The sequence below is a fragment of the Nitrosomonas communis genome, from assembly GCF_900114745.1.
Classification (GTDB): domain Bacteria; phylum Pseudomonadota; class Gammaproteobacteria; order Burkholderiales; family Nitrosomonadaceae; genus Nitrosomonas; species Nitrosomonas communis_A.
On record NZ_FOUB01000011.1, the window covers coordinates 42,911 to 55,555 of the forward strand.

At 43.7% G+C, this 12,645-nt stretch carries 9 protein-coding genes and 4 pseudogenes; 9 read left to right on the forward strand and 4 right to left on the reverse strand.

Translation table 11 applies throughout. The features are described from left to right. Positions 1–167: 167 nt before the first annotated feature. Positions 168–2,450, reverse strand: coding sequence for a choice-of-anchor L domain-containing protein (locus BM122_RS06385; protein WP_143083337.1), 2,283 nt, complete (start codon positions 2,448–2,450; stop codon positions 168–170). Between the two features lie 894 nt (positions 2,451–3,344). On the opposite strand from BM122_RS06385, the gene BM122_RS22285 reads away from it, so the two are divergent. The 8 genes and pseudogenes from BM122_RS22285 (at position 3,345) to BM122_RS06420 (ending at position 9,275) form a co-directional block, all read left to right on the forward strand. Next, a complete protein-coding gene (locus tag BM122_RS22285; RefSeq protein ID WP_143083338.1) occupies positions 3,345–3,608 on the forward strand; it encodes a hypothetical protein in 264 nt (87 codons plus the stop codon). Positions 3,609–3,636: 28 nt separating this feature from the next. Then, positions 3,637–3,809, forward strand: a pseudogene (locus BM122_RS24875) (IS481 family transposase); the annotation flags it as partial. Positions 3,810–4,276: 467 nt separating this feature from the next. Continuing rightward, complete coding sequence (locus tag BM122_RS25890; RefSeq protein WP_074904551.1) at positions 4,277–4,486, forward strand: integrase core domain-containing protein; 210 nt, start codon at positions 4,277–4,279, stop codon at positions 4,484–4,486. Between the two features lie 366 nt (positions 4,487–4,852). Continuing rightward, a pseudogene (locus tag BM122_RS24050) lies at positions 4,853–5,389 on the forward strand (Druantia anti-phage system protein DruA); the annotation flags it as partial. Between the two features lie 100 nt (positions 5,390–5,489). After that, positions 5,490–5,924, forward strand: coding sequence for a transposase family protein (locus BM122_RS24055; RefSeq protein ID WP_083398361.1), 435 nt, complete (start codon positions 5,490–5,492; stop codon positions 5,922–5,924). Between the two features lie 53 nt (positions 5,925–5,977). Continuing rightward, entirely contained in the window at positions 5,978–6,106 is a 129-nt protein-coding gene (locus tag BM122_RS24880; protein ID WP_256211919.1) for a hypothetical protein, read from the forward strand. Positions 6,107–6,814: 708 nt separating this feature from the next. Further along, positions 6,815–7,630, forward strand: a pseudogene (locus tag BM122_RS25895) (IS5 family transposase). Positions 7,631–7,676: 46 nt separating this feature from the next. Beyond that, positions 7,677–9,275 (forward strand): DUF5010 domain-containing protein, encoded by a 1,599-nt coding sequence (locus BM122_RS06420; protein WP_074904553.1) that lies wholly within the window; start codon positions 7,677–7,679, stop codon positions 9,273–9,275. A 58-nt stretch (positions 9,276–9,333) separates the two neighbouring features. On the opposite strand, the pseudogene BM122_RS21535 reads toward BM122_RS06420, so the two are convergent. Then, positions 9,334–9,669, reverse strand: a pseudogene (locus BM122_RS21535) (transposase); the annotation flags it as partial. A 14-nt stretch (positions 9,670–9,683) separates the two neighbouring features. Between BM122_RS21535 and BM122_RS23185 the strand changes: the two are divergent. Continuing rightward, on the forward strand, positions 9,684–9,914 hold the full coding sequence (locus tag BM122_RS23185) for a hypothetical protein (protein WP_218152015.1): 231 nt from the start codon (positions 9,684–9,686) through the stop codon (positions 9,912–9,914). 577 nt (positions 9,915–10,491) lie between these two features. Here BM122_RS23185 and BM122_RS06430 read toward each other — a convergent pair. Together BM122_RS06430 and cysC are read right to left on the reverse strand one after the other, a co-directional pair. Further along, the gene (locus BM122_RS06430) at positions 10,492–11,166 is read right to left on the reverse strand and encodes a hypothetical protein (protein ID WP_074904554.1); all 675 of its coding nucleotides are present in this window, start codon (positions 11,164–11,166) and stop codon (positions 10,492–10,494) included. A 184-nt stretch (positions 11,167–11,350) separates the two neighbouring features. Continuing rightward, entirely contained in the window at positions 11,351–11,998 is a 648-nt protein-coding gene (cysC, locus tag BM122_RS06435) for an adenylyl-sulfate kinase (RefSeq protein ID WP_074904555.1), read from the reverse strand. Between the last annotated feature and the right edge of the window lie 647 nt (positions 11,999–12,645).

Consider the following 12,645-nt stretch of genomic DNA (forward strand, 5'->3'; position numbering starts at 1 on the left):
AATAGAATAAGAAACTTAGTACGTTATTAATTTTTTGTTTTTTAAAAATCCATAAACCTAAAAAAACTGCTTTTAGGTTAAAAGGCTATGTTTTACAATCCATTCATCGGCGGACAGAATTGAGGGAGAGATACCTAGTTGGTGTAGCTCTCTCCCTCTAGCATTGACTAGGGCTCAGTAATCTTGATGCTATCCAATAAGATAGCAGTATCAAAAATACTATCTCCTACATCTGTAGCTGAGAACCGGATTTTTACCGCCTTACCCTGATTAGCAGCCGCAATATCTGATATATCAATGGTATACGGCTGCCATCCTGTGGACCATACAGTACAATCATTTTTTTGTGTAGGCGTACATGCTCCCCCACTTCGATCAAAGACCAGGTTGGAAGGATTTACCACACTGCATAGATCGTTTACTCTACGGGTGAAAAGATTTTGTGTTCCAGAGCTTGTAATGACATCCACACGAAAAGTATCCTGATAGGCAGAACTGCACCATTCAATAAATTCTTCCGAGTTAAAATTCCATTGAAACTCTAGTTGAGCCTTCGATGGTAGACAAACCTGCTGTTCAATAGAACCAGAAGATGTGGTGACTCCCAATCCAGTTGAAACAAGGCCGAGAAAGGATCCTTCGACTGGGCTAAACTGCCCGAGCTGCGAGAGAACACGTCCATCCCCATTTGCTTTCCACGCACCTAAATTCCCGAATTCGAAATCGCCATTTTTTAGCTCCGCCGAAGGCGCTTCGAGGGCAGCACTACCAATTATCTGGAAAAATGCAGGTGGGGTACTATTATCGCTCTGGCCGGAAACATAGGATTGGCCAGTGGTGACAAAACCATCATTTGGGTTTTCAATGAACCGCTTGAAGAATGTCGAGCCAACATTGGTAGCAAATGTCCCCTCGACATACTCAGAATAACCAAGATAAGTTTTGGCTCCCTTGCTTAAGAACGCGTCAGCCATAGTGTTATTAAACGTGGAGCGACAAGCTCCGATATATACAATGCTATCGGGGTACTTGTCTTCCCCGTAATACTGGATGAATGACGGCAGGATGGCATAGTAGCCGGAAGTAATCGCTAATCGACCTTTCATGAGATCGATCTCATAACTGGCTTTATTTTCTACTGTGGCAGTTTGGCCAGTTAAAAACACCACTTGACCAAGATCCTCACTCCACCCCAAAACTCCCCGCCATTGAGAGAGCAACCCTTTGTAATAAGTATCACCATGGGTTGCCAGAACGATCAGGCCATATTGATTAAGAGTCTTGATCGTATCCACCGTAACCTCTGATAGTGTCTTGTAAGTGACCTCATAAGCGGGACAAACTGATTTGGTAAGTATTTGATTAATACTTGGCGTTTCATCTGGCGAAAAGGCAATGTCTTTATTGAGAAACGGAGCCAATATGATGGCTTTGCTATTTTTAATTTCATTAGTATTTTGAGTCTGTGTTTCTTCAAAAACTAACGGATTTAGGGATGTCGTTAATTCAGTCGAGCCAATGCCACTACGAGTCCCATCAGGATTGAGATTGAGGCCTCCGAGAATACCAAAAGAATAAAGCATCCAAATCCCATTTGCATTGTCTGACACACCTGCTTGCAGCACGTTGGGATCTTGCTGAAGCTGGGCGAGTACAGCATCTCTAGCAGCTTCTCTCCCAATGGAACCTGCCAGGGTATTGAAACTCTGTAATGCGGTTTTCTGGCTATTGAGAATGATGTTAAGCTGATCATCGGTCAAATGATCAAATACATCAAGATAAAAGATATTCGAAGTTGCAGTAAGCGCGCCTTGCTGTAGCGCAAGGCGCAAGCGAATGCGCCCTTCAGTTTGTGAGCTGAAAGGCGCCTTGAGACTAAATACGCCATCACCCGCAATTTGGTCTGCATTATTTATATCTCCATCATCTGTTAGTGTACCTTCAATAGCGATGATGTTCTCATCAGCATCCACACGCTGCAAGTTCACAACAGGGACGCCTTGGGTGGAGTCATAGGGGATCGTTGCCTTGATCGTGATAGAACTAGGCTCGTCAACAAAAATCGCATCTGGCTTGACCGTGATGCCGCTTATTGGCGAAGGAGAAGGTGATTCAGTACCGAGAATGGTAACGATGATTGATGAGCCCGGATGGCTTCTTACTTCTACTGTTAGCTCATTTTGCGGTCCAAGGGAAACTGGCTTTGTGATGAGGTCGACTTGCTTATTAAATTCATTCGGCCCAACAACTTCGACTCCATTTAATCTAACGACCGCACTACTTACCTTACCTCTTTTCCCTTCTCCGTTCTGTACTACAAGTGTAAATTCTCCCTGATAATGTCGGGTAGAGAAGATTTTTGTCACTTTCTGTGGTCCTTCCGCTCCTCTAATATACGCCTCAGGTCCAAAAACTGCAGTTTGGCCTAATGCAAAATTAGATCCCGCCATCAGGAGAAACGCTGAGATAAAAATTATTATTAACCGATGCCACATGCTTTTCCCCTTATGTAATTAAAATCGAATGCCTTAGTAAAGCCAGGAACTTGATATGGTGAGCTTCATGAGTTTCATGGCATAACAAGTGGCTTACTTTCTTGAGTTAACAAATCAAATATTTTGGTTAAGCCATTTTTATATTTGTTTGCATGCATGGGTATCGTACTTAAGTCGTACTTCTCTGATCCTAACTCCATTTCTAAATTAAAAATGACGCGAAGGCGAGCCGCAGACAGGACAAATAATACGGCAAGGTGAAGCCCACAAAGTCCGTTTTGATTTGGAAATGGAATTACTTTGATTTATTGAGGTTGGGCGATATCTTCATTGATAGTTTAACCTTATTGATGAACTGGCTTCTATTTCAGCTCTTAATTCGCAATCGATACAATAGCTGTAACACTTGAGCCAAGGTTTGCCACGTTCTCGATAAAAAGACTGTAAAATTATTTATCATATTTATGAATCTAATAAAGTTTGTTATGATGAATTAAATTGACTTAATTTCATAAAACATACAGAGGTGGTATAAAGCGGGCAGTATTAAATCTTATTTTTGACATATCTATCGTGCCATTAAGAAGATTTAACTCTATTAGGTCCACTGGAAAATCACCATACATATAATTCATCATGAAACGGCTGATTCTCGTAGTCGGTAGGTCGGGCCAGGGTAAAAGTTACTTGGCAAGGTTTTTATCATTCGGACACTCTTTCGCTGCGCTCTCAGTTGATGAGGTGTATCTTGATTTCGTTAGAACGCATTGCCCCATGCTGTACTTCGACGCTCTGAATCTTTACATCAGTCCTCACTACCACGCCATCCTAAAGAATCGCGACCACTCCATGACCCATCTGGGTCGTGATTTTGTTCACGAATGGCTCAGGTATCTGGCAACCAAAATTCTGGGTTTGATCTCACTTCACGATAATGTTGTGGTCGAGGGGTGTTTGTTGGATCACTGCGCCAACGAGTTTCAAAGCGCGATGGCGTCATTTGGGCAGGTCTTTGTTGTGTCTGTCGTCAAACAACGCTATTTCTTGAATGATCATGAGCTCAGCATGGAGTCAGTAGCTACCCTCGGCCTTGGAATGCAGGAAGGTGTCTGAATCAGATTAATGTAGGCATCACACCTAATTCGATTTCGCTCAGAATCTTGAACAGACCTTGCTGCGCTATGTTTTTATCTACAATCAATCCATACCACAAAAAGCACTGGGACATATCACACCTGTTCAGGCTTTGGAAAAATGGCACTATAACGACCTGAGTTGTTCCAGAAACCTGTGCATAATCAAACGGGACTTGACATCTATGCGTGGGTGACGCAGGACCTTTTGCCTAAACTTCTGCCCGCTTACGTGATTGTCATGGACAACGCGACGCTTCATAAACGGTAGGATATCCAAACCGCCTTTGCCAATGCCGGGCATACGCTTGAATACCTGCCATCTTATTCCCCAGACTTTAATAACATTGAACCAAATGGGCCCAGGCCAAAGCCATCAGAAAAAGGAAAGGTTGTGCCATCGAGCAGCTCTTGCCGCTTATGAAATTTGTATCATTTTATATGAGATAAGCTATATGCCCCGATGGAGAAAGGCTTTGGCTATCTTGTTACCATCATAGGCTGGCATTCGCGTAAAATATTATATGTTTTTCCGCAGATCATGAATACCGACCAGGACGTCCAGTTCATCAGCGAAGTATTTACTTCGGTATTGAAGAATCACCCTATCCAGATCAGCATGGATGGTAAGGTTGTTACTATGATAATATTTTTGTTGAGCGATTATGGCGAACAGTTAAGTACGAGCTTTTATATACTAGAGAATTTAATAACTTGAAGGAGGTAAAGCAGAATTTATTCACATTGTTTGAAGGGTACAATCAAGAGCGGATTCATCAAAGCCTTAACAGCCTTATGCTTGATGAAGTCTACTACCATCACCAAAGAGAATCAATCAGGTTGCCTGAACCTGTTTAACTACACAGGTCAGAGCTTAACTTTCATTCAGGTTGTCCAGTTATAGGGAGTCATTTCATTTAATTCGCATGACAAGATTCTTAAACGATTAAGAGGGTTCAATTGATGAAAATATACTCAATTTTTTGTGAAAGAATATTTATTTTTCATACACTCATTCCTCCTAGCGTTGATTGATACGCTAACATAGCGTCCAAGAAGAATGATGAGAATTCAATAAAATTGCTGCCACAACAACTGAGAAATATTGCCTCATGGCGGATTTACGCTAGCTCCATATCACCTACAAAAACATAAAGATAGACCTGGATTCTGGACAACCCGCTTGATATGGGGTAAAACGTAAATTTTAAATCAACGGCCGAGAGCAGATTGTCTGATACACCCCTCTGGGTAGCCCTCGTTCCCTCCTCCCAAGAACGCAATTTTCAAGCACTCATGCAAGCACATCACTATCTTGGCGCACTGCCCAAGATAGGAGATACCATTTGGTACGTTGCCACAGCAAAAGATCAATGGTTAGCGTTACTGAGTTTTTCAGCACCTTCCCTCAAGTGTTCTGCACATGATAAGTGGATTGGGTGGAGTTATCGCCACCAGTATGACCGACTCCATCTGGTAGCGAATAACTCACGTTTTCTTATTCTGCCGGAACACCATCACAAAAACCTTGCTTCCCAGGTCTTATCGCACTGTAGACGCCGAATTCAACAAGACTGGCTGGAACGTTTTGGTTATCCCCCCCTGCTACTGGAAACTTTTGTGGATCCTGCTCGCTTTCATGGCACGATCTACCGCGCCTCGAACTGGATTCTAGCAGGCTCGACCAAAGGGTATCGACGCACAAGGGAGGGTTATGAACGAACACAATCATCCAAGTGGGTGTTTATCCTGCCATTGTAACATAATGCGCGCGCACTGCTTTCTCGTCCTGTACTCAATGACCGTTATCTCACAGGAAAAGCGAAAATGAAACTGACAGCCAATCAGATGTTATCTCTTTATGATTACCTTCAAGGCAATCGATGATCCTCGTAGAACGCAAGGAAAGAAGCATCAATTGCCCACGATACTCTCGCTATCAGCAGCGGCCATTCTTTACGGGATGCGCGGCTACAAAGATATTGCCCTGTGGGTGCAATCACTGGGTAATAAAGCACGCAGCCGCTTTCGGTGCAGGAAACGAAATGGCCGCTATGAGGTGCCAAGCCGCACGGTAATCCGTAATGCCTTAGTTAAGGTTGACCCTGAACAACTGAATCAGGCGCTGAATACCTGGAATACACAATATGGCTATCTGGATGAAAGTCTGGCCATTGACGGAAAAACCATGTGCAACGCACTTGATGGCCAGGGCAGACAAACCCATATCATGAGCGTCATTGGCCATGAAAGTGGTCACTGTTATACCCAAAAAAAGTGGGAGCACTCCCGCTAAAGGATTGTGATTCCGGGCACCCGTCAGAAGAAAAACAAACTAATGTAATCAAGATGGCTGCACCTATGCTGGATGCTATTGCGATTGAAGGCAGAACCATCACAGCGGATGCACTGCTTACGCAGCGTGAATTGGCACAATACCTCGTGGAAGAGCGGAATGCAAACTACCATTCACGGTAAAGGCGAATCAACCAACTCTGCTTGAAGATCTTTCTTTCTATTTCCAGCACACGCCATAAGCTGCCGATTTTACCCATACCGGCAACGGCGAACACGGGCGAATTGAAACGCGGAAAATCTGGGTTACGTCAGCTCTCAATCACTATCTTAACTTCCCCTATGTGCGTCAGGCTTTTATGATCGAGAGAGAATCTATCCGTAAAAAGACCGGGGAGATCAGTCGAGAAGTCGTTTATGGCATCACGAGCGTACCCGCGAGTCATGCAACACCAGAACAGATCCTTCGAGACAACCGAGGCCACTGAAGTATAGAAAGCTGCCACTACATCATCGATTGGAATTACGACGAAGACCGTAGTCAAATTCGATCGGGTTTCGGGCCTGAAAACATCACCCGGCTACGACGATTTGCCATTGGCTTACTCAAAAACAAGAAGCAAAGTGAAACAATCCCTGAAATGAGGAAAAAACTCTTGCTGAATACCCGAGTTGTCTTTGACTATCTAAAAATGACTCGAAACTCTAACCTTGGTTCAATAAGTTAGACAGTAGCGTAGATCTGCCGTGAATATTGCCTAAGGTCTGTTGACGTTTTAAGATAAGTATTTTATAGATAGAAATAAACTCGTAATATTGGGTTTCCTATAACACAAGCAAAACGAGTTTGAGATGCCCCAAATGATGCTCAATGATGAGTTCTAGTCGAAACTGGAGAAGATTCTGCTTCAAGAAGCGATTTATAACAAGCGCAATATGCGCATGACGATAGAAAAAATACTGTATCGAATGCGGGTTGGCTGTCCGTGGCGAGACCTACCCAAGGCGTTCGGCTGCTGGAATTCCATCTATTAAAGATCTAATGCATGGTCATTGAGCAGGAAAGGGTTGAATATTTTCAAAGAATTGGCTATTGATCCGGATTGGGAATAGGAATTTATGGATGGCAGCTATGTTATTCCAATTCCCAATAAAAAGGTCAAAAATTTTTTACATAAAAATATTTATTTACATGATATTACGTAATCATATAATTAATTTTTCTATTGAGAATTAGAATTAAAGCGCATCAGCATGGTGCGGGAGCAGCGAGTCAAGAATCGCAGGCTGAAGATCTAAAGCCGTGCAGGCAACACCACCGAGATCCATTTAGCGACCGATGATTATGGCTTGCCAGTTGAGTTTGAAATCACCGGCGGAGAAGTCAATGACTGTTCTGCAGCACCTGATTTGATTGCCAGGTTGCCTAGTGCAAAAGCGATGGTTGCGGACAAGGGCTATGACAGCGGAAGTATACGAGAACAGATAACAAAGAAGGGGGCTCGGGCTGTGATACCGAGGAAGCGCAACTCGTTGACGGGACATACAGATATGGATTGGGGTTTATATAGATACCGGCATTGGGTGGAGAAAGCTTTTGCCCGGCTAAAGCAGTATCGGGCAATAGCGACACGATACGACAAACTGAAGCGGAATTTTGAGAGTATGGTAGCCATGGCGTGTGTGTATCTATCTCTACATATGTGAAATGCCAACAGGCCGTTGTTATTTATTTCTTGTGAGGAATACTCTGATGCACAAAGTCCTGCACCAACTTGCCTTAGCTCTCTTCTGTTTTCTAATTACGACAACTGCTACAGCATTTTCTCCAAAGGATGTACCAGTTCGCCCTGCTCCGCCAGGGCACTACTTGAAGCAGGAGTCACTGCCTGTTCACACACAAGAGACATTTAATCACGATCAGCCGATCGTCGGTACTTACTACTTCTACTGGTACAATGCCAATTACAAAGGACAAATTTTGGATGCCGACGGAACCGATGCTCTCACCGATCATCCTATCGACTCCATCGACATGTCGTATCGTTCATCCGCTTGGCATCTACAGCAATTACGCGATATCCTTGCCGCTGGAATCGATTTCATCCTTCCAGTTTACTGGGGTTACCCAGACTCCGGGTCGCATTGGAGTTTGGAAGGACTACCACCTTTAGTGGAGGCTGCTCAAAGACTCGAGAAAGAAGGTATTCGGCCACCCCGCATTGGAATGTTTTACGATACAACTACTTTGAGAAACAACAGTAAGAAATATCATGTTGATCTTACAAAACCAGAAGGCAAGGAGTGGTTCTATCTTACGGTGCGCGATTTCTACTCTATGATACCTCCTAATCTGCGAGCTTCAGTTGATAGCAAACCGGTTGTGTGGTTGTATATAGCTGAATTCGTAAAACACCAAGATCCTACCATCTTCGATTATCTAAGAGCACAATTCCTAAAAGACTTTGGTATTGAGCCTCTCATCGTCAAAGAGGTATCATGGCAAGGTCGCGCAGATCTAGACTATAAGTGGGGCATCGCTTCAGGCCCCCAGATTAGAGGGGTTGCTGCTGTTGGACCAGGATATGACGATTCGGCCGTTCCGCGTGCAACACACAAAATCCGCAAGCGGGAAAGTGGCAATTTCTACCGAAACGCCTGGAACTTAGCGCTTTCCCTCGATCCCGCAACTAGACCAAAAATCGCCATCGTTGAAACATGGAACGAGTTCCACGAGGGCACGGATATCGCGCCATCGAAAGAATATGGGCGTATGTATGTGGAATTGACCCGAAAGTATGCCGATCTCTGGCGCACCGGTGTACAAACTAAACGAGAAGGCCCTTACGCAACTGCGCAGGAAGTTTCGATTATCTTCGGGCAAACTCCGACTGACGCTGGCTTAACTCTTGGAACAGCCCCTGCAGTTCCTGACGGAAAAACTTTCAATGTTATCACATCTGGTATTTCTGCTCGGCGAGCCGATTGGAAAAAGCGCGATCCAAATTATCTCTATTTCGATGTTGACAATTCCTTCTTCTTTCGTGATAAAGTACCACTCGAACTAGAATTCGAATACTTAGATTCAGGAAACGGCAAGATCATCGTTGAATACGATAGCACGGCTACATCTCTTTCGCACAATGGAGCGTTTAAATCAATCATAAGCGCATACCTGACCAATACCAAAACTTGGAAAACAGCTAGAATTCAAATTCCTGATGCCTATTTTTCAGGGCGTGCCAACGGTCAAGATTTTCGCATCTCTGCACCAAACGTTGGTTTGACCATCCGGAAAGTCGAGTTGCGCAAACTCCACGGTTCAGACTCGCATCCTCTACGCATGCCTTGACGCACTTAATTTACAATGACATTTAAATAACAAAAAAGAACCAATTATATAGTCTATCTCATATAAAATGAACAAAATACATAGGCGGCAAAGAGCTGCCCGATGGAACAGCCTTCCCTTTTTCTGATGGCTTTGGCCTGAGCCCATTTGGGTTCAATGTGCTAAAGTCCGGGGAATAAGATGGCAGGTATTCAAGTTTATGCCCGGCATTGGCAATGGCGGTTTGGATATCCTGCCGTTTATGGAAGGTTGCGTTGTCCATGACAATCACGCAAGCGGGCAGAAGTTTAGGCAAAAGGTCCTGCGTCACCCACGCATAGAAAATGTCGGCACTGATATTGGCGATGAACAGGCTTATAGTCAGGAGCGTCTTTTCGATTAGGGCGCCAATGACATTGGTTCGGCCTGTTGCATGCTAGTCTTTTATACGCCATGGGCACGCTCCCCCACAGGCGCATAGCCATACGTGCGTGGCATGTCGTGCGCAAAGCCGCTTTCATCAAGGTAAACGATGACGCGGCCTTCGCGCTCATAGCCTTCAATTTTTTCCTGGAAGATACGCCGCTTTTCTTCGCTGGCTTTGAGGTGACGCAGGCTTTTTTTTATAAGTCACGCCCAGACGCTTTAAAGCGTGATTGATGCGCTTTAAGTGCTGACGCCCAGCCGTTTGACGCGCTCGTACTGATACACGTCTGGATAATTCTTGACGTCCTGCGCCAACATCTCCTGTCGATCTTAGTTGCAGGCTTGTTACGGGTTTTCCTGGGATCGGGAGTTTTGATCCAACGCACCACGCTGGCGACCCCTACACAAAAACGCTGCGCCACTTGCGCGATGGTGAGGTTCTCCTTCTCTCGAGCGTATAATACTTTACGGCGAAAAGATATCGGATAGGTCATTCGTAAATTATAATCAGTTTATAGGGGATATACTATAGCACAAGCTTATCCGCCCTATCTTTCTGCTGGAAATTGATAAACGAATCAGCTGACCACTAGAGATTTGTTCCAGTAAAACCTTTACCCGCCCGAGGTGAGCCTGCCGAACTGCCTGCATTAGACCTGCCGAACTGCTCGTGGTGAGCGCAGTCGAACTGCTAAGCAATAATATTCGCCTTCGACACGCTCAGGCCGAACAGCATTGCTATAATTATTATGTTGGAAAAATCTACAATAATCAATTAACGAGCAATCTGCTTATCATCGCAACATTATTTTTACTTTCTTTCTGATATATTAATAGCTAAATAGCACAACTCAGTTCCTGGGTTACCCTCGCTGTCTGGCAATATGCCTATAAAATCGCCGCGGCCTTCCTTCATGACAGGTACATCGTACTCCATGGTATGAATTGACCATTCTGGCCCTGCGATAAATTTGCGCCAACCGGAATTACCGACATCGTTGGTTGAATAAGCTATGGAAAAGTGCGATTGATTACTACCCGAGGCACGGGCAATGGCATGCACAGTAATATGATGCCCGCTAGCTGCAGTTTCCACTTGATCAGGAAGACGAATACTGTAACCACCCGTGACACCACTGGGAAGAGCTTTAGGATTACCGTTGACAAGAGTAACATACCCAACCTCGCCATTCGTACTTGCATAACTTACACAACTCATTCCTGCCGGAATGGTGGTAGCCTCACCCGTTTCAAAAACGTAAAGGCAAGCAGCGTCCCGAGCAATTTCAGCGCGTAGTTGCTCTACTAGGCTTATCAGCTCTTCTGGTTCTTTTATCACTTCAGGAGAAGTAGTTTTATGAGGAGCAGCTATAGAAGAAGTAGCTGGAGAAATGGTTTTTGAAGAAACAGATTCCAAAGAAGCTTTTTCCTCACTGAACACTTCCCGTATCTTTTCAAAAAATATTTGTAGAATGCCTTTTGTCATTGTATAAACCTCTCTTTAAAAATCAGAATGGAATTTAATAAGAATTCCTCTTTTACGCTACATCACTAATTCCATTAGAATAGTACATTTACATGGGATTCTTCAAACACATAATCCAAGTTAAACATTTCATGATTACGCCTACTTTTTTAAATAAAAATCGGCACTGTAGGATACGTCTATGTCAAGAAACATAGCGTCTGCTGTCACATTGACTCTCATTATTATCTTGATTTATTACCCCCCTGAAGCGCAACAGCGAAAGAACTTGCGCTACACAGTCTTCCAAAGGCAGACTATCTGTTGCAACCACCAATTCTGGGTTGAAAGGTGGTTCATAAGGCGAAGAAATACCTGTAAAATCCTTCACCTCGCCAGCCCTGGCTCGACGGTAAAGCCCTTTCACATCCCGTTGTTCGCAGAGTTCCAGTGGTGCTTGGCAATAAATCTCAATAAAGTCGCCATTCGAAAATAAACTGCGTGCCCGTTCACGATCGTTACGAAAGGGTGAAATGAAGGCAGTCATCGCAATCACCCCTGCTTCAGTAAGGAGTCTAGCTGTTTCAGCGATGCGTCGGATATTTTCCGAACGATCTTCAGCTGAAAAACCAAGGTCCGAACAGAGGCCATGACGAACATTGTCGCCGTCTAGTACGAAAGTGCGACACCCTTGACGGTGCAATTCTTCCTCTACAGCATGGGCCAATGTCGATTTTCCTGCACCAGAAAGTCCGGTAAACCAAAGCACTGCCGAACGATGACCATTTTGTTGTTCACGACGGCTACGGGTTACAGTAGCATGATGCCAAATTGTGTTAGTACTTTTCTTCATACAAATAATTGAGTTGAATTATTAGGGCTCCAAGTGGGAGCTAACGATAGAGATAGCCGTATGTCCTTTTAAACAAGCGCTGAATCCTCATCGACTCAAGCCTCAACGAGAGATTGTTGGCTATGAATATGCATAGCACCACGAAATATGCATATCACTAAAGTAAAATTATATCGATTTATTACTGTTCGAACATTTCTCATCACTTCTGATATATCGTTGTTCTGCCAGACTGACATAGATTTTCTAATCTTCCAATACTTCTTAAAGTTAATTTCTAAAAAGTTTTTTCTATTGATCGTTATGACAACTATTTTATTATAATGTAGATGTATACATAATAAAATTATCTATACGAGTTAATAAACGACACCCTCCGACAAAACATTAGAGCTAATTCAATATCGCTTTCTTTGGCATAAAGCAGTATATTTTGAGAGTTTTGCTAGCCTCTTATCACATATCAATATGAGATGACTCTTCTGCTACACTTTGTCTAACAGAAAATCAAAAAAGCTAAGTCATGATCTGACAGATTCAAATATACTTGGAGTACATACTGAAATTAATATAGAAATTGTCTTAAAAATTGTTCCAATAGAAGTTTTACCGTGAGCATCCTTGTATGAGCATGCCAAACCGTTCGC

Coding starts and splice junctions, on each gene's coding strand:
- BM122_RS06385 (WP_143083337.1), bottom strand. CDS start 2,450: ATGGCGGGATCTAATTTTGCATTAGGCCAAACTGCAGTTTTTGGACCT.
- BM122_RS22285 (WP_143083338.1), top strand. CDS start 3,345: ATGACCCATCTGGGTCGTGATTTTGTTCACGAATGGCTCAGGTATCTG.
- BM122_RS24055 (WP_083398361.1), top strand. CDS start 5,490: ATGATTACCTTCAAGGCAATCGATGATCCTCGTAGAACGCAAGGAAAG.
- BM122_RS24880 (WP_256211919.1), top strand. CDS start 5,978: ATGGCTGCACCTATGCTGGATGCTATTGCGATTGAAGGCAGAACCATC.
- BM122_RS06420 (WP_074904553.1), top strand. CDS start 7,677: ATGCACAAAGTCCTGCACCAACTTGCCTTAGCTCTCTTCTGTTTTCTA.
- BM122_RS06430 (WP_074904554.1), bottom strand. CDS start 11,166: ATGACAAAAGGCATTCTACAAATATTTTTTGAAAAGATACGGGAAGTG.
- cysC (WP_074904555.1), bottom strand. CDS start 11,998: ATGAAGAAAAGTACTAACACAATTTGGCATCATGCTACTGTAACCCGT.